The sequence below is a fragment of the Qipengyuania sp. L-5Y genome (assembly GCF_056859455.1).
Genome location: NZ_JBSXOM010000028.1, coordinates 18,181 through 40,302, shown reverse-complemented (window position 1 = coordinate 40,302; position 22,122 = coordinate 18,181). Strand labels below are relative to the sequence as shown.

The 22,122-nt window shown below is 62.7% G+C and carries 28 protein-coding genes; 17 read left to right on the top strand and 11 right to left on the bottom strand.

From position 1 onward, the window contains the following. Positions 1-29 precede the first annotated feature (29 nt). Genes AC13F2_RS07645 through AC13F2_RS07605 form a run of 9 tightly spaced genes read left to right on the top strand, consistent with a single transcriptional unit; the run spans position 30 to position 6,422 of the window. Positions 30-440 (top strand): SUF system Fe-S cluster assembly regulator, encoded by a 411-nt coding sequence (locus AC13F2_RS07645; RefSeq protein WP_196847973.1) that lies wholly within the window; start codon positions 30-32, stop codon positions 438-440. Next, positions 437-1,918 carry a Fe-S cluster assembly protein SufB gene (gene sufB / locus AC13F2_RS07640; protein WP_103024768.1) on the top strand — a complete coding sequence of 494 codons (1,482 nt, stop codon included), beginning with the start codon at positions 437-439 and terminating at the stop codon, positions 1,916-1,918. The genes AC13F2_RS07645 and sufB overlap by 4 nt, the downstream gene beginning before the upstream one ends. Then, a complete protein-coding gene (locus AC13F2_RS07635; RefSeq protein ID WP_482964994.1) occupies positions 1,915-2,445 on the top strand; it encodes a DUF559 domain-containing protein in 531 nt (176 codons plus the stop codon). The genes sufB and AC13F2_RS07635 overlap by 4 nt, the downstream gene beginning before the upstream one ends. A gap of 1 nt (position 2,446) precedes the next feature. Then, entirely contained in the window at positions 2,447-3,190 is a 744-nt protein-coding gene (gene sufC, locus AC13F2_RS07630; RefSeq protein WP_221596731.1) for a Fe-S cluster assembly ATPase SufC, read from the top strand. Further along, the gene (locus tag AC13F2_RS07625; protein ID WP_196847245.1) at positions 3,187-3,579 is read left to right on the top strand and encodes a hypothetical protein; all 393 of its coding nucleotides are present in this window, start codon (positions 3,187-3,189) and stop codon (positions 3,577-3,579) included. The genes sufC and AC13F2_RS07625 overlap by 4 nt, the downstream gene beginning before the upstream one ends. Then, a complete protein-coding gene (locus tag AC13F2_RS07620) occupies positions 3,576-4,328 on the top strand; it encodes a SufD family Fe-S cluster assembly protein (protein ID WP_482964993.1) in 753 nt (250 codons plus the stop codon). The genes AC13F2_RS07625 and AC13F2_RS07620 overlap by 4 nt, the downstream gene beginning before the upstream one ends. After that, the gene (locus AC13F2_RS07615; RefSeq protein ID WP_482964992.1) at positions 4,325-5,542 is read left to right on the top strand and encodes a cysteine desulfurase; all 1,218 of its coding nucleotides are present in this window, start codon (positions 4,325-4,327) and stop codon (positions 5,540-5,542) included. The genes AC13F2_RS07620 and AC13F2_RS07615 overlap by 4 nt, the downstream gene beginning before the upstream one ends. Then, positions 5,539-6,060, top strand: a complete 522-nt coding sequence (locus tag AC13F2_RS07610) for an SUF system Fe-S cluster assembly protein (RefSeq protein WP_196847243.1) — start codon at positions 5,539-5,541, stop codon at positions 6,058-6,060. Before AC13F2_RS07615 ends, AC13F2_RS07610 begins: the two co-directional genes overlap by 4 nt. After that, positions 6,057-6,422, top strand: coding sequence for a HesB/IscA family protein (locus AC13F2_RS07605; protein ID WP_103024774.1), 366 nt, complete (start codon positions 6,057-6,059; stop codon positions 6,420-6,422). The genes AC13F2_RS07610 and AC13F2_RS07605 overlap by 4 nt, the downstream gene beginning before the upstream one ends. 68 nt (positions 6,423-6,490) lie before the next feature. Here AC13F2_RS07605 and AC13F2_RS07600 read toward each other — a convergent pair whose 3' ends face one another. Beyond that, a complete protein-coding gene (locus AC13F2_RS07600) occupies positions 6,491-6,904 on the bottom strand; it encodes a hypothetical protein (protein WP_482964991.1) in 414 nt (137 codons plus the stop codon). Further along, positions 6,897-7,589 (bottom strand): EI24 domain-containing protein, encoded by a 693-nt coding sequence (locus tag AC13F2_RS07595; protein ID WP_375245641.1) that lies wholly within the window; start codon positions 7,587-7,589, stop codon positions 6,897-6,899. The genes AC13F2_RS07600 and AC13F2_RS07595 overlap by 8 nt, the downstream gene beginning before the upstream one ends. Positions 7,590-7,698: 109 nt before the next feature. On the opposite strand from AC13F2_RS07595, the gene AC13F2_RS07590 reads away from it, so the two are divergent. Continuing rightward, on the top strand, positions 7,699-8,694 hold the full coding sequence (locus AC13F2_RS07590) for an adenosine kinase (protein WP_222826921.1): 996 nt from the start codon (positions 7,699-7,701) through the stop codon (positions 8,692-8,694). A 397-nt stretch (positions 8,695-9,091) separates the two neighbouring features. Continuing rightward, on the top strand, positions 9,092-9,238 hold the full coding sequence (locus AC13F2_RS07585; protein WP_482964990.1) for a hypothetical protein: 147 nt from the start codon (positions 9,092-9,094) through the stop codon (positions 9,236-9,238). Positions 9,239-9,301: 63 nt separating this feature from the next. On the opposite strand, the gene purD is transcribed toward AC13F2_RS07585, so the two are convergent. Continuing rightward, complete coding sequence (gene purD / locus AC13F2_RS07580; protein ID WP_482964989.1) at positions 9,302-10,576, bottom strand: phosphoribosylamine--glycine ligase; 1,275 nt, start codon at positions 10,574-10,576, stop codon at positions 9,302-9,304. On the opposite strand from purD, the gene xseA reads away from it, so the two are divergent. The 4 genes from xseA to AC13F2_RS07560 are packed head-to-tail and all read left to right on the top strand — an operon-like array spanning position 10,575 to position 14,193. Continuing rightward, positions 10,575-12,032: an exodeoxyribonuclease VII large subunit gene (xseA, locus tag AC13F2_RS07575; RefSeq protein ID WP_482964988.1), complete on the top strand. Its 1,458-nt coding sequence runs from the start codon at positions 10,575-10,577 to the stop codon at positions 12,030-12,032. The two genes, purD and xseA, sit on opposite strands and share 2 nt — an antisense overlap. 24 nt (positions 12,033-12,056) lie before the next feature. Further along, entirely contained in the window at positions 12,057-12,266 is a 210-nt protein-coding gene (locus AC13F2_RS07570) for a DUF2093 domain-containing protein (RefSeq protein WP_196847237.1), read from the top strand. Continuing rightward, positions 12,263-13,168: a M23 family metallopeptidase gene (locus AC13F2_RS07565; protein WP_482964987.1), complete on the top strand. Its 906-nt coding sequence runs from the start codon at positions 12,263-12,265 to the stop codon at positions 13,166-13,168. The genes AC13F2_RS07570 and AC13F2_RS07565 overlap by 4 nt, the downstream gene beginning before the upstream one ends. A gap of 44 nt (positions 13,169-13,212) precedes the next feature. Next, the gene (locus AC13F2_RS07560; RefSeq protein ID WP_482964986.1) at positions 13,213-14,193 is read left to right on the top strand and encodes an esterase-like activity of phytase family protein; all 981 of its coding nucleotides are present in this window, start codon (positions 13,213-13,215) and stop codon (positions 14,191-14,193) included. A gap of 54 nt (positions 14,194-14,247) precedes the next feature. On the opposite strand, the gene rpmB is transcribed toward AC13F2_RS07560, so the two are convergent. Next, complete coding sequence (gene rpmB / locus AC13F2_RS07555; protein WP_103025201.1) at positions 14,248-14,535, bottom strand: 50S ribosomal protein L28; 288 nt, start codon at positions 14,533-14,535, stop codon at positions 14,248-14,250. Between the two features lie 157 nt (positions 14,536-14,692). Here rpmB and AC13F2_RS07550 point away from each other — a divergent pair, with 157 nt between their 5' ends. Next, the gene (locus AC13F2_RS07550; RefSeq protein WP_482964985.1) at positions 14,693-15,148 is read left to right on the top strand and encodes a nucleoside deaminase; all 456 of its coding nucleotides are present in this window, start codon (positions 14,693-14,695) and stop codon (positions 15,146-15,148) included. A gap of 59 nt (positions 15,149-15,207) precedes the next feature. Here AC13F2_RS07550 and AC13F2_RS07545 read toward each other — a convergent pair whose 3' ends face one another. Genes AC13F2_RS07545 through AC13F2_RS07525 form a run of 5 tightly spaced genes read right to left on the bottom strand, consistent with a single transcriptional unit; the run spans position 15,208 to position 19,327 of the window. Continuing rightward, positions 15,208-15,930, bottom strand: coding sequence for a ribonuclease T2 family protein (locus AC13F2_RS07545; protein ID WP_482970460.1), 723 nt, complete (start codon positions 15,928-15,930; stop codon positions 15,208-15,210). A 39-nt stretch (positions 15,931-15,969) separates the two neighbouring features. After that, positions 15,970-16,395: a hypothetical protein gene (locus AC13F2_RS07540; RefSeq protein ID WP_482964983.1), complete on the bottom strand. Its 426-nt coding sequence runs from the start codon at positions 16,393-16,395 to the stop codon at positions 15,970-15,972. A 42-nt stretch (positions 16,396-16,437) separates the two neighbouring features. After that, positions 16,438-17,298, bottom strand: coding sequence for a carboxylating nicotinate-nucleotide diphosphorylase (gene nadC / locus AC13F2_RS07535; protein WP_482964982.1), 861 nt, complete (start codon positions 17,296-17,298; stop codon positions 16,438-16,440). Beyond that, positions 17,298-18,095, bottom strand: coding sequence for a LytR/AlgR family response regulator transcription factor (locus AC13F2_RS07530; protein WP_103025196.1), 798 nt, complete (start codon positions 18,093-18,095; stop codon positions 17,298-17,300). The genes nadC and AC13F2_RS07530 overlap by 1 nt, the downstream gene beginning before the upstream one ends. Next, positions 18,092-19,327 (bottom strand): sensor histidine kinase, encoded by a 1,236-nt coding sequence (locus AC13F2_RS07525; RefSeq protein WP_221596706.1) that lies wholly within the window; start codon positions 19,325-19,327, stop codon positions 18,092-18,094. The genes AC13F2_RS07530 and AC13F2_RS07525 overlap by 4 nt, the downstream gene beginning before the upstream one ends. 82 nt (positions 19,328-19,409) lie before the next feature. Between AC13F2_RS07525 and AC13F2_RS07520 the strand changes: the two genes are divergently transcribed. Next, on the top strand, positions 19,410-20,024 hold the full coding sequence (locus AC13F2_RS07520; RefSeq protein WP_482964981.1) for an HD domain-containing protein: 615 nt from the start codon (positions 19,410-19,412) through the stop codon (positions 20,022-20,024). Positions 20,025-20,028: 4 nt separating this feature from the next. On the opposite strand, the gene AC13F2_RS07515 is transcribed toward AC13F2_RS07520, so the two are convergent. Both AC13F2_RS07515 and AC13F2_RS07510 read right to left on the bottom strand, forming a co-directional pair. Next, the gene (locus AC13F2_RS07515; RefSeq protein ID WP_482964980.1) at positions 20,029-20,718 is read right to left on the bottom strand and encodes a DsbA family protein; all 690 of its coding nucleotides are present in this window, start codon (positions 20,716-20,718) and stop codon (positions 20,029-20,031) included. 17 nt (positions 20,719-20,735) lie between these two features. Next, on the bottom strand, positions 20,736-22,115 hold the full coding sequence (locus tag AC13F2_RS07510) for a M48 family metalloprotease (RefSeq protein WP_272019954.1): 1,380 nt from the start codon (positions 22,113-22,115) through the stop codon (positions 20,736-20,738). Between the last annotated feature and the right edge of the window lie 7 nt (positions 22,116-22,122).

Below are 22,122 nucleotides of genomic sequence, written 5' to 3'. Positions count from 1 at the left end.
CCAATCGGAACGATTTGGTCCGATTTGATATGCGCCTTTCTAACCTTGCCGATTATGCCGTGGTCACGATGAGTGCCGCTGCCCGCCATTGTGGCGGTGCACGCACCAGTGCGGCAGAGCTGGCCGCCGAGACCGGATTGCCGGTTCCGACGGTGCAGAAGCTGGTAAGCAAGCTGTCGGCTGCAGGGCTGCTGCGATCCACGCGCGGTGCCGGCGGCGGGCTGCAACTGGCGCGGCCTGCTGCGGCGATTACCGTTGCCGACATCGTCGAGGCGGTCGAAGGGCCAATCGCACTGACCGCCTGCGTCGAAGGCACGGACTGTTCTGTCGAACATGACTGCACAGTCAAACCTCACTGGCCGGTCGTCAACGAAGCGTTGCGAGGCGCGCTGGCGGCGATTCCGCTGACCCAGCTGGCCCGCACAAGAGAGATTGCATGAGCGAAAATATCGACATTCAGGATCGCGAAGCGAAGGAAGCTGCCGAAAAGGCCGCCGAATACGAACATGGCTGGTCGGCTGAAATCGACACTGAATTCGCCGAAAAGGGCCTTAGTGAAGACACCGTCCGGTTCATCAGCGCCAAGAAGGGCGAGCCGGAGTGGATGCTCGACTGGCGGCTGAAAGCGTTTCGTCTGTGGCAGGAAATGGAAGAGCCGGACTGGGCCAAGCTCGGCTATCCGGCCATCGATTACCAGGACGCCTATTACTACGCGGCACCGAAAAAGAAGGAAAAGCTCGCCTCGCTCGACGAGCTCGATCCGGACATCAAGGCGGTTTACGACAAGCTCGGCATACCTGTGGCGGAGCAGGAAGTGCTTGCCGGTGTCGAGGGCGCGCGCAAGGTCGCGGTCGATGCAGTGTTCGACAGCGTGTCTGTCGCCACCACCTTCCGCGAAGAGCTGAAGAAGGCTGGCGTCATCTTCCTGTCGATCAGCGAAGCCATCAAGGAATATCCCGAACTGGTGAAGAAATGGCTGGGCAAGGTCGTGCCTCAGCATGACAATTTCTTCGCGACGCTCAACTGTGCGGTCTTTTCCGATGGCACCTTCGTCTATGTGCCTGAAGGCGTGCGCTGCCCGATGGAACTCAGCACCTATTTCCGGATCAATGCCGAAAATACCGGCCAGTTCGAACGCACGCTGATAATCGCCGAAAAGGGCAGTTACGTGAGCTATCTCGAAGGCTGCACCGCACCAATGCGGGACGAGAACCAGCTGCATGCTGCCGTGGTCGAACTGGTCGCGCTGGAAGATGCCGAGATCAAGTATTCGACCGTCCAGAACTGGTATCCCGGCAATGCCGAGGGCAAGGGCGGGATCTACAATTTCGTCACCAAGCGCGGCCTCTGCCAGGGCGCGCGGTCCAAGATCAGCTGGACGCAGGTCGAAACCGGCAGCGCAGTGACGTGGAAATATCCCAGCTGCGTTCTCAACGGCGAGGACAGCGTGGGCGAATTCTACTCGGTCGCGGTGACGAACAATTACCAGCAGGCCGACACCGGCACCAAGATGATCCACAACGGCAAGGGCAGCCGTTCGACGATCATCTCCAAGGGCATCTCGGCGGGCAAGTCGAACAACACCTATCGCGGGTTGGTGCGCGTGGCGGCCAATGCCGACGGCGTGCGCAACCGCACGGAATGCGACAGCTTGCTGATCGGCGACCAGTGCGGCGCACACACCGTGCCCTACATCGAGGTGAAGAACCCCGGTGCGCAGATTGAGCACGAGGCGACCACCAGCAAGATCAGCGACGACCAGCTGTTCTATGCAATGCAGCGCGGCCTCGATGACGAGGAGGCCATGGCGCTGATCGTCAACGGTTTCGCCAAGGACGTGCTGAAAGAACTGCCGATGGAATTTGCAGTCGAAGCGCAAAAGCTGCTGGCGATTTCTCTCGAAGGGAGCGTGGGGTGACCGAACGCAAAACTCTCCAGCTTCGCGATCCCTCAGAGGTCAGCGACGAAGCGCCTGCGATCAAGAAGAAGGGTCGCGGTTGGGAAATCTCCGAAAAGCGGCTCGATGCGCTGCACGACCGCGCCCGCGAAATGCGCCGGCATTCCTCTCCTGCGCACAAGGCGCTGGCGGCTCGTTTCGCAAAGGAAGATTTCGGGAAATACAAGTTTTCACGCCACACCGTGGTCGGCTCGGCGATCCTCGATTTCGTATCGCACCCACTTGGCCTCGCTATAGCGATCGACGAGGAAGACCAGAACGATGCACTGGCCAAGCGCCGCGACAAGAGCCTCGCCAGCGTCGGCATCGAAATGCTGCGGATACCAGCCGCAACTATCCTCGAGGACGTGGAAGCTGCGATGCAGCCGATCTTCGGTGCCATGAATGCTCGCTACCGCGACAAGGAAACGGCGCGCCGCGCTCATCAATCGAAATACGGACCGACACCCCGGCGCCCCCGCGCCCCGCGTCGAGACGACAGGAAGTAACATGCTGAAAATAGAAAATCTTCACGCCGAAATCGACGGCAAGACCATTCTCAACGGCCTTTCGCTGGAAGTGCCCGCGGGCGAAGTCCACGCGATCATGGGCCCCAATGGCGCGGGCAAATCCACGCTGGCGTATGTGCTGGGCGGACGCCCGGGTTACGAGGTTACGCAGGGATCCGTAGAATTCAACGGGATCGATCTGCTTGATATGGAGCCGCACGAACGCGCCGCAGCCGGCCTGTTCCTGGGCTTTCAGTACCCGGTCGAGATACCCGGCGTCTCCAACCTGCAATTCCTGCGCGAGGCGCTCAATTCGCAGCGCAAGGCGCGGGGCGAAGAGCCGCTTACGGGTGGTGAATTCCTCAAGCTGGCCAAGGACAAGGCCGCGCTGCTCAAGCTCGATCCGGAAATGCTCAAGCGCCATGTGAATGTCGGCTTCTCGGGCGGCGAAAAGAAGCGCGCCGAGATGGTGCAGATGGGCATTCTCGATCCCAGGTTCGCAGTGCTGGACGAAACAGACAGCGGACTGGATATCGATGCGCTGCGCGTTGTCGGGGACGGCATCAACGCGATCATGCGTTCGCCGGAGAAAGCGGTGCTGCTGATCACCCACTATCAGCGACTGCTCGATTACGTGACACCGGCCAAGGTGCATATTCTCGCAGGCGGCCGGATCGTCACGACTGGCGGACCCGAGCTCGCGCAGAAGCTCGAGGCCGAGGGGTATGAGGCGGTCGCGGCGTGAAAAACATTGCAATCATACTGATGCTGATGGCCGGCGCCGCGCATGCACAGGACGCAGCGCCATCGGCCGACCCTGTCGATGACCAGATCGTCGTCATCGGCGAGAAGCTGAAGACGTGGAAGGGCGGCGTCACGAAAGAGAATGGGCGGCTCATGTGTCGCACGAAGGAAAGCACGGGCGACAAGCAGCTCGATGCAATCCGGTGCGGGGGCATGCTGACCTGCATCAAGCCGCTGGAGCCGCGGATCGACAAGCTGATGTCTTCCGACGCATCCCGCCTGGAAAAGCGCGATAAGTTCAACGCGATGCTGGCCGGGACCAAGCCTTGTCTCGACGAATACGAAGACGCGGCCATCGCCCGACTGGCCGCGGAAAGGACCAAATCGTGACGACTGCAACCCTTCCTACCCGCAAGGATGAAGCCTGGCGCTATTCCGCTGTCGAGAGGCTGCAGGGCGAGGCACTGGACGACTGGCGCGAGATCAAAGTCGAGGCTGGCGATAGCTTTCGCGAGATACTGGTGATTGCCGACGGCGCCAGCGACCCGACGGAATTGCATCGTTGGCGCGTGACCGTCGGCGAGGGCGCGACGTGTGAACTGTTCGCCGTGCTTGCCTCGGCCGAATACGCCCGCCTCGAAATCGAAGTGACCTTGAACAAGGGCGCACATTTCGAATTCGGCGGGATTACCGTTGGCGGGCGCGACACGGTGCGCGAATTCGTCACGCGTACCACCCATGCCCAGCCCGAAGCGACCAGCAACCAGACCGTGCGCAGTGTGCACTGGGGACATGGCACCGGGAATTTCCTTGGCAATATCGATGTGGTTCGCGATGCGCAGAAGACCGATGCAGCGCAGGATTTCAAAGGTTTGCTGCTGGAAAAGGGCGCCAGCGTGAACGCCGTGCCGCAGCTCGAGATCTTTGCCGACGATGTGAAGTGCGCGCATGGCGCCAGTGTCGGCCAGCTCGATGAAACGGCCCGCTTCTATATGGCGGCGCGGGGGCTTTCGCCCGATGTGGCTCGCCGTCTGCTGGTGCAGGCATTTCTTGGCGATGCGCTGGTGTCGCTGGCGGATGAGGCGAAGCGCGAGGAGTTGATGAAAGTCGCGCTCGACAAGGTGGACAAGTACCTGTGAGCGATACAGCCGTCCTTTCCCGCAAGGCCGATTTCCCGGGACTCGTCACGGCCGATGGCGAGCCTTGGCACTATCTCGATACGGCGGCGTCTGCGCAAAAGCCGCAGGTGGTGGTTGATGCGATGAGCCGCGCGCTCGGCGTCGACTATGCCACGGTTCATCGCGGCGTATACGGGCGCAGCGCGCAGATGACGCTCGGCTACGAATCCGCCCGGCGGCGGATTGCGCAGTTCATCGGCGCGAAAAGCGAGAACGAAGTGGTCTTCGTGCGCGGTGCGACAGAAGCGATCAACCTTGTCGCTGCAAGCTGGGGCATGGTGAATATCGGCGAAGGCGACCGGATTGTGTTGTCCACGCTCGAGCATCATTCCAACATCGTACCCTGGCAGATGGTGGCGGAGCGTACGGGGGCGCAGATCGATGTCTGTCCGCTGACGGAAGACGGCCAGATCGACCTCGGTGCGCTCGAGGCGATCCTCACGCCGCGAACCAAGCTGGTTTCGCTGGCACATGTTTCCAACGTCCTTGGCAGCGTGCTCGATGCGCGGGCGGCGGCGGATCTGGTGCATTCGGTCGGTGCGAAGCTGATGCTGGATGGATGCCAGGCGGCGCCGCGCATGACGCTCGACATGGCCGCAATCGATTGTGATTTCTACGCTTTTTCCGGACACAAGATCTACGGACCCACCGGAATCGGCGTGCTGTGGGCGCGCGAAGAGATCCTGGATGGCATGCCCCCGTGGCAGGGCGGCGGGGCGATGATCGACCGCGTGACCTTCGAAAAGACCACTTACGCCCCGCCTCCGCAGCGGTTCGAGGCCGGCACGCCGATGATCACGGAAGCGATCGCCCTGCATGCGGCGATCGAATACATCGATGATATGGGTGTCGATCAAGCGTATGATCACGAGCGTCAGCTCGCCCGAACGCTGCGTGAAGCACTGTCTGCACACAATTCGATCCGTCTGTTCGGGCCGGAAGAGAGCGCCGGCATCGTCAGCTTTGCGATGGAGGGGGTTCACCCGCACGATCTGGGCACCATATTGGACGAAGAACATGTCGCAATCCGGGCCGGACATCACTGTGCGCAGCCGCTGATGGACCATCTCGGCGTCCCCGCCACCGCCCGCGCAAGCTTCGGGCTGTATTCCGACGAAAGCGACATTGCTGCCCTGCTGCGCGGCATCGAACGTACCCAGAGGATCTTCGGATGAGCGAAGAAACGAATACCGATACTGATTTCATCGCAGCCCCCCTGCCGGGCGATGTGGCGCCTGCCGACAATGCAGGCGGCAAGCCCCCGCGTGCGCGGGTGGAGGATGCCGTCGATACGGAAGAATCCCCGCGCGAGACGATGGAACGCAAGCGCGATTATCTGGAGGGGTTCCTGCAGAAAAAGCCGGAGAACGTGCCCGCAGGTGCGCCCGGCGGCGATCTGTACGAGGCCGTGATCTCCGCGCTCAAGGAAATCTACGATCCGGAAATCCCGGTGAACATCTACGATCTGGGGCTGATCTACGGCGTCGAGGTCGATGACGAAAGCGACGTGACCGTCACCATGACGCTGACCACGCCGCACTGCCCGGTGGCCGAAACCATGCCGGGCGAAGTCGAACTGCGCGCTGCCAGCGTGCCGGGCGTCCGCGATGCCGAAGTCAATCTGGTCTGGGATCCGCCCTGGGGCCCGGACAAGATGACCGACGAGGCGCGGCTGGAGTTAGGAATGCTATGAGCGACACCGAAACGAAAACCCGCCCCGCACCGAAGGCCGCTGTTATCCTGACCGCCGCCGCCGAGCAGCGCGTTGCCGATCTGATGGCCAAGGCCCCCGAAGATGCGATCGGCGTGAAGCTGTCGACCCCGCGCCGCGGCTGTTCAGGTCTGGCCTATTCGGTCGACTACGTCAGCGAGGAAACCAAATTCGACGAGAAGATCGAGACCCCCGGCGGTGTGTTCTACATCGACGGCGCCAGCGTCCTCTATCTGATCGGGAGCACGATGGACTGGGTGGAAGACGATTTCACCGCCGGCTTCGTGTTCGAAAATCCCAATGCCAAGGGCGCTTGCGGCTGCGGCGAGAGCTTCATGGTCTGATGACCGGGTAAATCGCTACCGGCGTCTGCGGCCGGAGCGCGGCGTCCCAGCCGTACGCAATTCGGTCCCTACCGCCTGAGCGCCCGCACACAGGCGGCGCGGTCCACATCGATGCCGTCGCTTGCCCGCCGGGCATCGACATAGGTGGCGCTGGGTTCTCCGCGCGGTTGAAGCGGGTAGAGATAGACGTCGAGCACGCAGGCATCGCCGGCGAACTGCAGTTTCCTCGCGTCGCCTTCCTTCACATTGAGCCGCGGTGCGCCGAAGAGATTGGCGAGCGCGGTTTCATTCTTCCCGATGACATTTTCCAGCCCTGGCATGTTCATGATGCGCGGTGCGCGGAAGGCCCGCGTCGTCGGCGCGGGGCGTACCTGCTGCGGCGGCGTGCCGGCGGATGGACGCGACGGGCCGGGGCCAGAGGGTGAGGGCGTGCTGACGCAGGCACCGAGAAGGGGGAGCAGGAGAAGGGCAGATTTACGCATTCGGAACTCTCTGTCGGGCGCGGTGGACCATGTGGGTCGCGGCGGCAGCGCCTATTATCGGGGCGAGCAGGTTGATGAAAGGGACAGCGAGGAGCGCGACCACGACACCGCCGAGCAGGAAGCGGTTCACGCCGCCCATGGGGGCGCTTTCGGCTGGATCGCTGCGGTGCCTGATCCAGACCATGTCGCGCAATTCGCGCCCGATCAGGAAGGCGTTCACCGCCCAGAACACGGCGGCGGCGCCGATCCCGGTGAAAAGCAGCAGCGCGGCGACCGGCAAAGCCGCAGCATTGGCCAGCACGGTGCGCACCAGCGAGCGCAGCGCATTGCCGACGTCTTCGGTGAAAGGGATGTCGCGTACGCCATGCGCGGCGTGCGGATAATGTTTCGCCTCTACCGCGCGCACGACGTCTTCGGCGAAAAACTGCAGGACGAACAGAGCGACCACGCGAAACAGGAACCAGCCCGCGATGATCATGCCGGCCGCAGCGACAAGGGCACCGAATGCGGATGTATCGGCCTGGGTGAAACTGTCGATCGCCCGTTCCACACCGACATAAAGCGCCGCGCCGCCGGCAAGAAAAATGCCGAGCGTTATCAAGGCGGTCTTGAACAGGACGCCGAGGATCGCCCGGTCGCCGAGCTGGCGTAGCGACAGGGCGAGGGCGGCAGGCAGCGAATTCATGCGAAGCGGGGGATGCGCGCGCCGCCGTTCCAAGTCAACGCCGCCCTTGGCGCGCGGGCGACGAACCGCTAACGGCGCCCGACATACCGAAATCCCTCCCGGAGTATCCATGACCGAACCCCGCTACGACGTGATCGCCATCGGCAATGCCATCGTCGACGTAATGTCCCCCTGCACCGAAGAACTGATCGACGAACTCGATCTGAACAAGGGCGGGATGACGCTGGTGGACGAAGACGGCGCGCAGCGGCTTTACGAAGCGATGGGCCCGGCGCGGGAAATTTCGGGCGGTTCGGCAGCGAACACGCTGGCGGGCATGAGCGCGCTGGGTGCCCAGTGCGCCTTCGTGGGCCAGGTAGCCAAGGACCAGCTGGGCGATGTGTTCACGCACGACATCCGCGCCGTCGGTATCGATTTCGATACGCCATCGCGCGACGGCCAGCCCTCGACCGCACGCTGCCTCATCTTCGTGACGCCCGATGGCGAGCGCACGATGAACACTTTCCTCGGCGCCAGCCAGTTCCTGCCGCCTGCGGCGCTCGACGACGAGCTCATCGCCAGTGCGGGCATTCTCTATCTCGAAGGCTATCTGTGGGACCCGGAAGAGCCGCGCAGCGCAATGCGCCGCGCGATCGAGGTTGCGCGCAAGGCCGGCCGCAAGGTCGCCTTCACCGCTTCGGAAAGCTTCGTGATCGATCGCCATGGCGATGATTTCCGCAAGATGATCGAGGAAGGCCTGATCGACATCATGTTCGTCAACGAAACCGAACTGGCGACGCTGACGGGCGAAAGCGAGTTCGAAGCAGGCCTCGCCGCGCTCGACGGCAAGATCCCGGTGCTGGTCGCGACCCGCAGCGCCAAGGGCGCCGTCGGTATCGCCAATGGCCAGCGCGCCGAAGTGAACGCCGAGCCGGTCGAAAAGGTGATCGACACCACCGGTGCAGGCGACCTTTTTGCGGCAGGCTTCCTAACCGGCCATGCCCGCGGCGAAAACCTAGAGACCTGCCTGCGCATGGGCTCGATCTGCGCCGCCGAAATCATCTCGCACTACGGCGCGCGGCCGGAAGTGGATCTGAAAGCGCTGATGGCCGATAAGCTGGGCTGAGGAGCCCCGCTAAGCATTTCGGCGATTCTTAACGGGTGAGCAGTCCCAAGCACGCGATCGCCTGTGGAAAACAATTTTTCCACGGAAATTATGACCGTGCTCCGCAGAGCGCAAAAGTCCAGCTTTCTCGATGAGTCGATCCTTTGAATCGAACTCATCCATGCTACGCAACCCCACATCTCCCCACAATCCACAGGGGGTTGTGGGTTGCGACTCGTTAATCAGCGCTGCAAATTGAGCAATGGACAGCGAAAGGACCGATTCCCTTGAGGAAACCGGCCCGATCGCTTGCCGGGGCCATGGGGCCGTCCGGCGCGGTGCTCCTTACGAGAGCGACTGCACAATGTGTTGTCGCTTGCAACCGGTCAAGGCCTCTTCGATAGAAGGACATATTATTATGGCCAAGGTTGCTGCGTGGCATTCGATCAAGTCGAATGTCCATCACAACGATACGAACTGCAATACCGGGAACAACATCGAACGCGAGAATCGTCGTTCGGGCACCGGTGGCAAGCCGCTATGCTACGAGTGCAAAAACCTGTAGCGAATTGTCGACTGCTCAAGAGTTGGCCGACGCTCGAGCCTCGTAGCGTCGGCCAATTCATTTTCACGCACGCTCCCGCCGCACCTCGCGCTGGCCGATGTCGCGGCGGCAGAAGCCGTCGGCAAAGTCGATGGCGTCCACGGCGGCATAGGCTCTGGCCTGCGCTTCGGTGGCGCTGGTGCCGCGGGTGGTTACGTTGAGGACGCGGCCGCCGCTGCTGGTCAGCGTATCGCCATCCAGCTTCGTGCCCGCGTGGAAGACCCTGGCGCCATTGGCCTCGGCCTCGCCAAGATCGATCCGGCCGCCCTTTTTCGGCGTATCGGGATAGCCTTCGGCCGCCATGACCACCGTCAGCGCGAAATCATCGGACAGTTTGGGCGCGTCGACCTCGGCCAGCCGCCCTTGCGCGCAGGCCTGCATCAGTTCGACGAGATCGCTTTCCAGCCGCATCATCAGCACCTGGCATTCCGGATCGCCGAAGCGGGCATTGTATTCGATCAGTTGGGGGCCGTCTTTCGTGAGCATCAGGCCGGCATAGAGCACGCCGGAATAGGGCGTGCCTTCGGCTGCCATGGTACGCACGGTCGGCTCTACGATCTCGCGCATGACCTGCGCCTGCAGGGCATCGGTCAGGACGGGGGCGGGGGAATAGGCGCCCATGCCGCCGGTATTGGGGCCGGTGTCGCCTTCGCCCACGCGCTTGTGATCCTGCGCAGTGCCGATGGGGACGATGGCCGTGCCGTCGGTCAGCGCGAAGAAGCTGGCTTCCTCGCCGGTAAGAAACTGTTCGATCACCACTTCGCTGCCGGCGCTGCCGAACCTGCCATCGAACATTTCACCCAGCGCTTCCTGCGCCTGTTCGTATGTTTCGGCGATGACCACGCCCTTGCCTGCAGCGAGACCGTCGGCCTTGAGCACGAAGGGCGGCTTGAACCGCTTGAGGGCGCCCCATGCCGCCTCCAGCGAGGTGCAGCGTTCATACCGCGCGGTGGGGATGCCGGCGCGCTGGCACAATTCCTTGGTGAAACCCTTGCTCCCTTCGAGCTGGGCGGCCTGTTTCGAGGGGCCGAAGGTATCGATCCCGGCCGCGCGCAGCGAATCGGCCAGCCCGTCGACCAGCGGTGCTTCGGGGCCGATCACGACGAGGCCGATGGCATTGTCCTTCGCGAAGGCGATGACGGCATCGTGATCGGTCGCATCGAGGGATGTGCATTCGGCAAGCTGTGCTATGCCCGGGTTGCCGGGCGCCGCCCACAGCTTGTCGCACAGCGGCGATTGCGCCAGTTTCCAGCCAAGAGCATGTTCGCGCCCGCCACTGCCGAGCAAAAGGATATTCATGACCGCCGATTTCCCGTCAGATTCAGATGATGCGAGCTTGGTAGCGAAGCCCTACGCAGGCGACAACGCCGAGCCGCTGACGGTGAGCGAAATATCGCAGGCGCTCAAGCGAACGGTGGAAGACCGGTTCGGCTTCGTGCGGCTGCGCGGCGAATTGTCGGGCGTGAAGCGGGCCGCGAGCGGGCATATGTACTGCGCGCTCAAGGACGAGAACGCCGTGCTCGACGGGGTGATGTGGCGCGGCAATGCGGGGCGCCTGCCGTTCCGCCCGGAAGACGGGCTGGAAGTCGTGGCAACGGGCAAGATCACGACCTATCCGGGGCGCTCGAAATACCAGATCGTGATCGAACGGATGGAGTTGGCCGGCGAAGGGGCGCTGCTGGCGCTGCTGGAAAAGACCAAGGCAAGGCTCGAAGCGGAAGGGCTGTTCGATCCCGCGCGCAAACGGCCGGTGCCCTATCTGCCGCGAACCATCGGGGTGGTTACATCGCCCACGGGGGCGGTGATCCGCGATATCCTCCACCGGCTGGCAGACCGTTTCCCGAGCCGCGTGATCGTGTGGCCGGTGCTGGTGCAGGGCCAGGGCGCGGCAGAACAGGTGGCAGGCGCGGTGCGCGGGTTTTCCGCCCTGCCACAGGGCCATGCCGATCGGCCAGACCTCGTCATCGTGGCGCGCGGAGGCGGTTCGATCGAGGATCTGTGGAGCTTCAACGAGGAAGTGGTGGTGCGCGCCATCGCCGATTGTCCGATCCCCACGATCAGCGCGGTGGGGCATGAAACCGACACCACTCTGGCAGACTATGCGGCGGATCGCCGCGCGCCGACGCCCACCGCGGCAGCCGAAATGGCAGTGCCGGTGCGCGCGGAACTGGCTGCGGCGCTGGCGGATTTCGAGGCACGCAAGAAGCGGGCGATCCTACGCCCGGTGCAGCTTGGCCGGGAGCGGCTGCAAGCACGGGCCGACCGTCTGCCGAAACGGGAGGCGCTGTTAGAGCCGCATGCGCAAAGGCTCGACGATCTGGCCGAGAGGCTGCGGCGGGGCCTGCGCGACCGTGCGGCCCAGGGGCGGGAGAGGCTGTCCAACCTTCGCCTTGCGCCTGCGGTGCTGGAACGCAACCTGCGCGAGGCGCAGCGTGCGCTGGCGGGACAGAAGCTGGCGCCTGCGCTGGTCGAACGTCCGCTGGCCGAACGGCGCGAGCGGCTGGCGGCGCTGGGGCGGCTGGCGGAGCAACTGCATCCCGACCGCCCGCTGGCGCGCGGCTATGTCCGGGTAACCGATGCGGAGGGCCGGACCATCACCGACAGGGCGGGCGCGGCAAGGGAAGCGGCGCTGACGCTGAAGTTTCGCGACGGCGATCTCGACGTGTCGACCGGCGGAGCGGCAGCGCCTACTGCGCCGCGTCGCAAGCCGGCAAGGTCCGGAACTGCCCCCAAGCAGGAAGATTTGTTCGGTTAAGGTGGACCTGCTAGGATTCGCGCCATGTTGATGAACAAGAATTCTTCGCCCTCGAATGGCGAGGCCAAGCTGCAGTACGGGCCTTCGGGCTTTCGGGTGCTGCGCCCGGGAAGCCACGTCATCTGCGCGATGAGCGGGGTGCCGATCGCGCTCGACGAATTGCGCTACTGGTCGGTGGAGTATCAGGAGCCCTATGCCAGCGCCCAGCTCGCCACGGAGCGGCTGGCGCCGTGAGGTACGCAAGGGTCGCGCCGCTTCTTCTGCTTGCGACCGCCTGTGTGCCATCGGCAGGGCCGGAGAGGGCGGCATCGCCCGAAGTGGTGCAGCCGGTGCGCGCCGCGCCCGCGCCTGCGCCTACCCCGACGCCCACGCCCTCGCGGCCCGCCGTGTTTACCTTCGACGGCGAACTGGAACAGGGCGGCTGGATGCGCGGGACCGTGCCCGGTGGGACCAGGGAAGCGAAGCTGGGCGAGGAAAAGCTGACCTTCGACGACGAGGGGCGGTTCTTTGCCGCCTTCGATCGCGATGCGCCGGCAGCGATGACGCTGACAGCGCGGCTGGCCGATGGGCGCATGATCGAAAGCCCCCTTACGATTGCGCCGCGGGCATGGAATATCGAGCATATAAATGCGGCGCGCACGCCCGGCGGCGCGTCGGCCGCTTTCATGAAGATCCGCCAGCCTGAACTGGACGCGATCTGGGATGCGCGGTTGAAGGACACGGGCAGCACCGGCTGGACGCAGGATTTCATCTGGCCGGTGACGGGGCGTATTTCGGGCCGGTTCGGCTCGCAGCGGGTGTATCGCGGCGAACCGGGCAGCTATCATTCCGGGATCGATATCGCGCCTGGCAATGGCGTACCCTACGTGGCCCCGGCAGACGGTGTCGTGGTGCTGGCAGTCGAAGGGTATAGCCTGGAAGGCAATCTGCTGATTATCGATCACGGACAGGGGCTCAACAGCGCGTTCCTGCACTCCTCGCGCCTCTATGTGAAGGAAGGCGATCGCGTCAGGCAGGGGCAACATATCGGCGATGTCGGTTCGTCCGGCCGCGCCACCGGGCCGCACCTGCACTGGAGCCTGAAATGGCGCAATGCCCGGCTGGATCCGCTGCTGTTCACCGGACCGATGCGCTGAGCGCGTGACGCGCACAACGGCGCAATCAGGAGAGCACCTTTCCCATGCGCCCGACGCGTCTTGTCCTGGCTGCCCTGCTGACTGCGGCCATCGTGCCCGGAACCTGGCTTCGTACAGCCGAGCCCCCGCAGGATTTCCAGCGGCTCGCCACCATCGAGCCGATCGACGTGACGCAATCGCAGCGCGGTCCATTCACTTTGATGGCCGGGTGGGAACTGACGGGCGACAGGGCTCAGTTCGGCGGTTTTTCGGCGCTGGTCGTACTGGATAGAAAGCGCTTCCTGGCCGGGAGCGACACCGGCCAGAAGTTGATATTTGGCCGTCCCGACCGTAGCAATCTGCCAGCAATCCTGAGTTCGTTCGACGATGCGAATGACGGCCCGAAAGAAAGCCGCGATCTGGAATCGCTGGCCATCGATCCGAGCTCCGGCATCCTATGGGGAGGATACGAGTTCCGCGAAGCCATCGTCCGCTTCAATGCCGACCATCGCCGAAATGCCGAAGTCCGGCCACTGCAGATGCGTAATTGGGAAAGCAATGGCGGCGCCGAATCGCTTGCGCGCTTGAGCGATGGCCGCTTTCTGGTGATCGAGGAGAGTGCGCAGCGCTGGATGGGGCGTCAGCACGAAGCGCTGATATTTGCGACCGACCCTATCGAGGACAAGCGCCCGCAAAGCGTATTGATCGACATTCCGCAAAGTTACAGCCCGGTCGATGCCACCCCGATCGGCGGCGGCCGGGCACTGATCCTGCTGCGCCGTCTTGCCTGGTCAATCCCACCGGGATTCGAGACGGCGATTGTCGAGATCGATATCGACCGGCGCAACGCCGATGGATCCATCCCCACACGCCTGCTCGCCGAATTCGGGAATGCGATCCCGCGCGACAATTACGAGGGCATTGCCGTCACCACGGACGACGACGGACAGTTCGTCTGGCTGATTTCCGACGACAATTTCATGGCGATCCAGCGCACACTGCTGCTCAAGCTACGCTGGGACAGACGCGAAAAAGCGCGCGAGTAGTCCCGCGCGCCTTTCGTTCTTTCAAGCTGCTGCGCCGAGGCGCAACGCCATGCGTTAAGAGGCGGCGGCAGCTTTCTTCAGCTCGCGCTTCACCTTGAGCGCGTTGGCCGAAAGCTTGTCGTCATTGGTCTTGAGCAGCCAATTATCGAGACCGCCATTATGTTCAACCGAACGCAGGCCCTGTGTCGACACGCGGAACTTGAAGCTGCGATCGAGCTTTTCGCTCATCAGCGTCACGTTCTGAAGGTTGGGCAGGAAGACCCGCTTGGTCTTGTTGTTGGCGTGGCTCACATTGTGACCGACCTGGCGGCCCTTGCCGGTGAGTTCGCAAATGCGCGACATGATAAGTCTCTTCGTTCGAATGGACGGGCGAGTTCCCTTGGCCGCTCGGCGCGGTTGCGGGGCTCATTAATCCCGGAAAGCGGCGCGCATAGCTGCGAGGGTGCGAATCGTCAAGCACGTTGCGCCCCAAGTGCACGCGAGCTAGCGCAGTTCCGCTATGGCTTCCTGGACCCTTCCGCAACCCATGCACCGTGCGCTGGCCCTCGCCGAAGACGCCGCCCGGGTCGGCGAAGTGCCTGTGGGCGCGGTGATCGTGCGCGGCGGGACGATCGTGGCAGAAGCCCATAACGCCCCGCGCGAACACCATGATCCGACAGCCCATGCCGAGATTCAGGCGATTCGCCTCGCGGCCAGGAAGCTTGGGGAAGAGCGTCTCACAGATTGCGAATTGTGGGTCACGCTGGAGCCTTGCGCGATGTGCGCCGGTGCGATTGTCCATGCGCGGATCGGCAAGCTCTATTATGCCGCGAGCGATCCCAAGGGCGGGGCGGTCGAACATGGCGCGCGGGTGTTCGACCAGCCACAATGCCTCCACAAGCCCGAGATATATTCGGGCATGGGGGAGGCAAGGGCGGCACAAATCCTGCGGGAGTTTTTCAGACAGCGACGGTGAGCATCAGTAAATGTTCGCGCGGCTGGTAATTCAGAACGCGCTCTCGATTGTAGTGCGCGTCAAAGCCCTCGCCAGATTTTGGCCGGAGTCTCGTCTCGCGCGCCGAACCTTCGGCGGTCGCAGGCGGTGGGCATGAAGCGTTTGTCGTAGCACAGGCGCAATTCTTCCAGCCATCCGCGGCTGTTCAGCAGCACGCCAACTGCGTCTGGTTTCCAGCCATGATTTGCATCGACGAACCGTGTGCGGATTATACCGGCGGTCAGATCATCCTCCCGGCTCACGCGATCGAAGTCGGGAAAGCGCAAGCCCTGCCACAAGATGCGAGTGACCTTGAAATAGGTTGCCGGTCGCTGCGCCATGCAGGAGCCGTGCTTAGCCCATTGACGCGCTATCAACGCGGCCGAGGGCGAAAGGCACATATTGGCGGCTATCTCGCGCGCAAGCGGCTGACGCGGTGCCGTGCACCACTGTGGCCAGCTGCGTCCGCTGTTCGGCCACAATCCATGGACCACGAGGCCGAACAGGCCGTCCCGCCCGTTGCATTGACGCGCTTGTTGCGGGCGCCCCTTACGCGGCTTGCAGAATTCGGGGCTCCAGCTCAGTGCCAGCGTGTATCCCGTTATCGGCAAAGGGCGTGGGCGTGCTTCACGTTCGATACGGGGAACCGCCACTGTGCGTGGCGGGCTGCACTGGTAATGCTGGGCCGCAAGGGGGGCCGCCTGAGACGCCAGGCCAGCCATTGCGAAGGCGGCCAGTATCCTTGGACGGGTTGACGGGAGCATGAGTTCGGCGGGGCTTCGCTCGAAGCGTCAGCGGCCAGGCTAGGGCTGCCCGTCGCCACCCTTCTTTTCGGCAAACCATGCTTTGGCATCCGGCTGAAACAGGAACCAGAGAGCGACGATCGTCATGATCGTGCTGATCAGACCCCAAGCCACGCTGGAATCGAAAACGGATGCGGCCGCAGTGGCGGTTGTCAGGACGGACCAGGCCGTCAGCAGAAGGAGTAGCCATTTGGCCAGTTCGATGCGCAAGATCGAGATCATGAACCATAGCGCCAGGCTGATCGCCGTTCCGAACAATAGCCCGCCGATCAGCACTCCGGTGCTGAGGCCCTCGACACCATGTGCAGCGAGTTCTGCATTGGTCTGGGCGGCGATGGTGTCGTAATTGAAGACAAAGCCCAGCAGGCTGACGGCGATCGACCCGAGATAGAGCCAGTCGAATTTTCTGATGGAGCCCGGTTTCATGAATTCCCCTCTCGCGAATGTCGGAGACAGGAATATCCGAAATTACAGCGGCGTAAAGTCGAGGCCGATATCCGCAGCGGGCGCGCTTTGCGTGAGGCGACCGACGGAAACGTAATCGACCCCTGTCGCAGCCTTGGCGTGAATGGTGTCGAGATCGATCCCGCCGCTCGCCTCGGTCGGGACCCGACCGGCCACAAGCGCGACAGCTTCACGCAGTACTGCAGGCCCCATGTTGTCCAGCAGCAGCCGCGTGGCGCCCGCCTGCAGCGCCGGTTCGATCTGGTCGATCCGGTCGACTTCGCAAATGATTTCCTGCACCCCTGCCGCGACCGCACGCTGCACCGCTTCGGCGACCGATCCTGCGACAAGGACGTGGTTGTCCTTGATCATCGCGGCGTCCCACAGACCCATCCGGTGGTTCGACCCGCCGCCCATGCGCACGGCGTATTTCTCAAGCTGGCGCAGACCGGGAATGGTCTTGCGCGTATCCAGCAATGTGCAGCCCGGATTGTCCATCGCGCGAACATATTGGGCAACCATCGTGGCGATGCCGGAAAGGTGCTGAACGGTGTTGAGCGCGCTGCGTTCGGCGGTCAGCATCGCGCGAGCATTGCCTTCGAACCGCATGAGGTCGGTGTTCGCAGGTACGCTCGCGCCCTCTTCGACGAGAATCTCGACCGTCATGTCAGGATCAAGAGCGCGAAAAAATGCTTCGGCGATGGGCAGACCGGCCACATGGATGGCATCCCGCGTATCCATCACGCCTGCAAAGCCTGCATCGGCAGGGATTACGCTTTCGCTGGTCACATCGCGCCCACCACCCGGCAGGCCCGTACCGAGATCCTCGGCAAGGGTGTCGTTCACGAATCGGGTGAGGTCGAAGCCCTCTAGCTCGAAAGCCATCAGTGGACGAAACGCGCCACGACGTCGCGGTAGCTACGGCTCACCTTCACCTCCGCCCCGGAGTCCAGGACGAGGAAGCATTCGCCATTGGTGTGCGGCTTTACCTGGCGCACCTGATCGAGATTGACGATGGTCGAACGGTGTACGCGCTGGAACTTGCGCGGGTCGAGCCGGCGTTCGAGATCCTTCATCGTTTCCCGCAGGATCAGCGAATTGTCGCCCGTGTAGATGCACATGTAATCGCCGGCGGCTTCGATATGCTCGATCGTGCCGACTTCCACGCGGAATATCTGGCCGCGGTCCTTCACATTGATGAGCTTTTCGAACCGGCTTGCCGCTTCGGTATCCTCGCCAGCGAGATTTTCGGCTGCTTCGGGTGCCACTTCGGACAGAACGTTCTTGAGCTTTTCAGCTTCTTCGGTCGATTTCTTTTCCGCCAGACGCTGGCGTACACGCTCGACCGTATCGGCCAGCTTGTCCTCGTCCACCGGCTTCATGAGGTAGTTGACCGCATTCGCCTCGAAGGCGCGAATGGCATGTTCCTGGAAAGCGGTAACGAACACGAACAGCGGCGGATCGATTTCCATGACGCCCTGCACCACGGAGAATCCGTCGAAACCGGGCATCTGGATATCGAGGAAGACCAGATCGGGCTTCTGCGTCTTGATCGCGCGGATCGCCTCGCGGCCGTTCTGGCAGGTGTCGATGATTTCGACATCCTCAAACGGTTCGAGGCGAAGCTGGAGACCCTGGATGGCGAGCTTCTCGTCGTCGACGAGTATGGTGCGGATGGTCATGTCGTCTGGGGTGCTTTCGGGGGTAGGTGTGGGGGTATAACGGCCGTGGGGGGCGTGGGTTTCTGCGAAAACGCGGCCTGCTGGGCGGCTGCTGATTGCCCTTGGCTTAACGCATCTTCCGAATCGGGCTCGAACGGCAGCTCGACGAGCACGGAAAAGCCGCCGCTTTCCGGTGAGCGGATTTCGAACCTGTGCTCCTCACCGTATGCCTGCGCCAGCCGGTCGCGAATATTGGCAAGTCCCACCCCGGTCGAATCGCGGCGGGCATGGGTTGGCCGGACAGCAGGCAGGCCCTCTTCCGTGCCGTTCATGGTCATGCCGGGCCCGGTGTCCGAGACGGTCACGCGCAAGCGCGGGCCGACGATCTGCGCAACGATGGCGATCTCTGCGCCTTCTTCCTGCGGGCTGACGCCGTATTTTATCGCATTCTCCACCAGAGGCTGGAGCAGCATGGCGGGCAATTGCGCTCCTGCCGCCTCGGGTTCGATCCGGAATGTGGAGCGCAGGCGTTCTTCGAACCGCATCTGCTCGATGCCGAGATAAAGCTTCAGCGTTTCCACTTCCTGCGCCACCGAAACCTTGCCGCCCGGCTGAGTGACCAGCGTATGCCGCAGGAAGCTGGACAGCCGGGTGAGCATGGCGTTGGCGGTCTCGCTCTGCTTGAGAAGCACCAGCGTACTGATCGAATTGAGCGTGTTGAAGAGGAAGTGCGGATTGAGCTGATAGCGCAGCATCGCAAGCTGCGCGCTGGTTGCCTGCGCTTCCAGCCGTTCGAGCCGATCGGCCTGTTCTTCGATCTGAAGGAAGAAATTGATCGCGAAATACAATGCGGACCAGGCGCCGAGCAGGGTGAGGTCGATGAAGTAGATGCCGACGAACAGGCTGACGAAATTGCCGCTGCCCGTGGCGCCGCCCGCCACATTGAGGACCCAGCTGTCGATGAAAGCGTGCAAGGCGACGGCGAAGGCCAGCACGACTGCCGTCGCGCTCCAGGTGATGACCGGCCGCTGTTTTATCAGCTTGCTGTAGATGACCGCCAGGATCAGGCTGATCGAGAACCCGGTGATGCTGGAGATCAGGATGATGACCAGGCGGTCGGGCGACTGGCCGTTAGCCAGGGTAGACATTGCGCGCAGCATGGCTGCACCGCCCCAGCCGGCCAGCTGGAGGTTCCAGAACGCCTGGTTCTTGTTGGCGAAGAACGGCGTGGGGCGAATGGGCAAGACTGCCATTGGAACGCCCCTCTAGCGCAATTGCGACGAATTGCACCAGCCGCTACACTCACCGTAACAGGCAAAACGAGAGAGAGACGCGATGGGCATTCAGGAAAACATCGAACATTCGGCCGCCGAACGGGCGAAATTCCGCGAGATGAAGGAAGGTACGGCCGAAGACTGGGCGATCATCGGCGGCGAATACCGCGCTTTTGCCAAGGGACTGCCGGACCGTGTGCTGGACCATCTCAAGCTTCTCGATGGCGATTTCGGCGGCTTTCCCGTCTGCCGGCTCGAGCATTCGCTGCAGACCGCAACGCGCGCGCACCGCGACGGGCGCGACGAACAATATGTAGTGATGGCCCTGCTGCACGACATCGGCGATACGCTCGGCAGCTACAATCATCCCGAAGTCGCCGCTTCCATCATCAAGCCGTTCGTTACTGACGAAATCCACTGGATATGCCAGAACCATGGCGCATTTCAGGGATATTACTACTTCCATTTCCTCGGGATGGATCAGAACGCGCGGGACAAGTTTGCCGAGCATCCGCATTTCGAAGCGTGCCGCGAATTCTGCGAGAAATACGATCAGGCCGCCTTCGATCCCGATTATGAAAGCGAACCGCTCGAGTTCTTCGAACCTATGGTGCGCCGGGTAATGGAACGCCCCTTGGCTTCCATGTACGCCAAGGCATTGGAGGAAGAGGGCTAAGCCGCTATCCGGCGGACGATTTCAGCGCTTCCGCCAGGCGTTCGGGCGGCACCAGACCTTCGATCACTTCGTCGCCTGCGATCCAGCTGGGCGTGCCGCTGAACTGCATGGATCGGGCAAACGCCATATTCCGGTCCAGCTCTGCGGTGGCTTCATCGGACTGGGCGAACGCCTTTGCCGCGGCTTGATCCAGTCCGGCAATCTGCGCTGCGCGAGCAATCGTCGCCTCGCTGGGCGGTCCCTGTTCGAACATGGCGTGATAGAATGCGGCGTATTTACCCTGCTTCGCGGCGGCCAGTGCCATGCGCGCAGCCGCTTCACTGCCTTCGAAGATGGGCCATTCGCGCACGACGACCTTCAGTTCCGGATCCGCAGCGATCAGCTCGTCCGTTCCCGCGATCGACTGACGACAATAGGTGCAGCCGTAATCGGTGAACTTGACCAGGACGTGCGAGCCTTCGGGATTGCCGAGCACCGCACCAGGGAAGGGCTGCTTGACCCCGTCAGGCGCCTGAGCAAGGCGATCTTTCGCCTGTTCGCGTTGGTACGCCTCGGCCATGTCCGGCAGGATCTGAGGGTTCGACAGCAGATAGCTGCGTGTCTGATTGTGACCCAGGCCCGATAGCGACCAGAGGCCTGCACCGGCGAAACCGCACACCAGCGCTATCAGCGCCGTCAGCAGATGATTTTTCATGACGTTCCTTCGTTTCGTCAGCCGGGCGCACAGTTGCGTTTGCGCTGCATTTCGCACTGCCGTTCGAGCAGGGCGCGTGCCTGCATCCCGATATCCTGTGACCGGATCCAGTCCGGGCTGCCGTGGTCCAGTCCGCTTTCCGCTGCCTGCGCGCTGCGGATGGCCAGCCCGTATTCGCCGTTCATCACCTGTTGTTCCGCGGATGCAAGGCGGGCCCGTGCGGTATCGCCGCGCGCTGCATAGACGACGCCGAGCTGATACCAGGCGAAGGGATTGCGACGATCCCGCCCAACGGCGGCTCGCAACACACGCTCGGCCTCTTCGTAATTGCTCTTGTCTTCGGTAGCGATCAGCGCATGACCGAACAGGCTGGCGATCAGCGGTTCGGAATTGGTCAAATCGGTCGCCCGGCGCAGCGGCTCGAGCGATTCGCGAGGGCGGCCCGATTCAAGCAAGACCTGTCCCTTGAGTTCGAGGAAATATGGGTCGTCGGGATCCTTTGCCAGCAGCTTGTCCGCCGTCTCGAGCGCGAGATCGACGCGGGCATTCTGGTGGTAGGCATAGGCGCGGGCGTAGAGCGCGGGTATCGTCTGGTCGGTTTCGGGATAATCGCGCAGTGTCGCCGACGGCTTCGATATGTAACCGATGAGCTTTGCCTTCACCCGTTCGAAATTCGCCTGGTTGCGGGCGTTCGCGGGACGCTGCCATGCGGGGTCTTTTTCATACACGCCGCGCAATGCCGAAATACGGTCACCCGAAAGCGGGTGCGTGCGATAGAAACCTGCCTCATCGCTCTGGCTGTAGCCATAACGGTATTCCTGATTGAGCAGCTTGCCGAAGAAATCGAGCGAACCCTGTCCGGAAATACCCGCCTTGGACAGATATTCAGCTCCGGCAAAATCGGCAGACGATTCCTGGGTCCGGCTGAATGAAAGGAACTTGCCCATCGCCGCCTGCTGCCCGGCCATCATGATGCCCATGGCCGCATCGCCAGCACCTACCAGCGCAGCGCCAAGACCGGCCAGCAGCGAAAGCACCGTGATCTTGGTAGCCGACGCCATACCTTCGCCATAACGGAGGATATGCCCGCCGGTGATATGGCCCAGTTCGTGCGCAATCACGCCCTGAACCTCTTCGGCCGTATCGGCGGCGTCGATCAGACCAGAATGGATGTAGACCGCCTGACCGCCCGCCACGAAGGCGTTGATCGACGGATCGTTGATTAGAATTATATCGACGTTGTCGGGCTGCAGTCCGGCCGCTTCGATTAGCGGAGCCGATATTTCATCAAGAAATGCTTCGGTTTCTGCATCGCGCAGAATGGACTGGGCAGCAACCGGCTGCGCCGCGAGCATGGCGGCAGCAAGCATGGCGAGCAGGCGGGCAAATAGGCGCATTGGCGGC

What these genes read in the sequence shown, in the direction of transcription:
- sufB (WP_103024768.1), top strand. Translation starts at nt 437, where the DNA reads ATGAGCGAAAATATCGACATTCAGGATCGCGAAGCGAAGGAAGCTGCC.
- AC13F2_RS07550 (WP_482964985.1), top strand. Translation starts at nt 14,693, where the DNA reads ATGGCTTCCTGGACCCTTCCGCAACCCATGCACCGTGCGCTGGCCCTC.
- AC13F2_RS07570 (WP_196847237.1), top strand. Translation starts at nt 12,057, where the DNA reads ATGTTGATGAACAAGAATTCTTCGCCCTCGAATGGCGAGGCCAAGCTG.
- AC13F2_RS07545 (WP_482970460.1), bottom strand. Translation starts at nt 15,930, where the DNA reads ATGCTCCCGTCAACCCGTCCAAGGATACTGGCCGCCTTCGCAATGGCT.
- AC13F2_RS07595 (WP_375245641.1), bottom strand. Translation starts at nt 7,589, where the DNA reads ATGAATTCGCTGCCTGCCGCCCTCGCCCTGTCGCTACGCCAGCTCGGC.
- purD (WP_482964989.1), bottom strand. Translation starts at nt 10,576, where the DNA reads ATGAATATCCTTTTGCTCGGCAGTGGCGGGCGCGAACATGCTCTTGGC.
- AC13F2_RS07590 (WP_222826921.1), top strand. Translation starts at nt 7,699, where the DNA reads ATGACCGAACCCCGCTACGACGTGATCGCCATCGGCAATGCCATCGTC.
- AC13F2_RS07560 (WP_482964986.1), top strand. Translation starts at nt 13,213, where the DNA reads ATGCGCCCGACGCGTCTTGTCCTGGCTGCCCTGCTGACTGCGGCCATC.
- AC13F2_RS07600 (WP_482964991.1), bottom strand. Translation starts at nt 6,904, where the DNA reads ATGCGTAAATCTGCCCTTCTCCTGCTCCCCCTTCTCGGTGCCTGCGTC.
- AC13F2_RS07610 (WP_196847243.1), top strand. Translation starts at nt 5,539, where the DNA reads ATGAGCGAAGAAACGAATACCGATACTGATTTCATCGCAGCCCCCCTG.
- xseA (WP_482964988.1), top strand. Translation starts at nt 10,575, where the DNA reads ATGACCGCCGATTTCCCGTCAGATTCAGATGATGCGAGCTTGGTAGCG.
- sufC (WP_221596731.1), top strand. Translation starts at nt 2,447, where the DNA reads ATGCTGAAAATAGAAAATCTTCACGCCGAAATCGACGGCAAGACCATT.
- nadC (WP_482964982.1), bottom strand. Translation starts at nt 17,298, where the DNA reads ATGGCTTTCGAGCTAGAGGGCTTCGACCTCACCCGATTCGTGAACGAC.
- AC13F2_RS07540 (WP_482964983.1), bottom strand. Translation starts at nt 16,395, where the DNA reads ATGAAACCGGGCTCCATCAGAAAATTCGACTGGCTCTATCTCGGGTCG.
- AC13F2_RS07525 (WP_221596706.1), bottom strand. Translation starts at nt 19,327, where the DNA reads ATGGCAGTCTTGCCCATTCGCCCCACGCCGTTCTTCGCCAACAAGAAC.
- AC13F2_RS07585 (WP_482964990.1), top strand. Translation starts at nt 9,092, where the DNA reads ATGGCCAAGGTTGCTGCGTGGCATTCGATCAAGTCGAATGTCCATCAC.
- AC13F2_RS07515 (WP_482964980.1), bottom strand. Translation starts at nt 20,718, where the DNA reads ATGAAAAATCATCTGCTGACGGCGCTGATAGCGCTGGTGTGCGGTTTC.
- AC13F2_RS07605 (WP_103024774.1), top strand. Translation starts at nt 6,057, where the DNA reads ATGAGCGACACCGAAACGAAAACCCGCCCCGCACCGAAGGCCGCTGTT.
- AC13F2_RS07510 (WP_272019954.1), bottom strand. Translation starts at nt 22,115, where the DNA reads ATGCGCCTATTTGCCCGCCTGCTCGCCATGCTTGCTGCCGCCATGCTC.
- rpmB (WP_103025201.1), bottom strand. Translation starts at nt 14,535, where the DNA reads ATGTCGCGCATTTGCGAACTCACCGGCAAGGGCCGCCAGGTCGGTCAC.
- AC13F2_RS07520 (WP_482964981.1), top strand. Translation starts at nt 19,410, where the DNA reads ATGGGCATTCAGGAAAACATCGAACATTCGGCCGCCGAACGGGCGAAA.
- AC13F2_RS07645 (WP_196847973.1), top strand. Translation starts at nt 30, where the DNA reads ATGCGCCTTTCTAACCTTGCCGATTATGCCGTGGTCACGATGAGTGCC.
- AC13F2_RS07530 (WP_103025196.1), bottom strand. Translation starts at nt 18,095, where the DNA reads ATGACCATCCGCACCATACTCGTCGACGACGAGAAGCTCGCCATCCAG.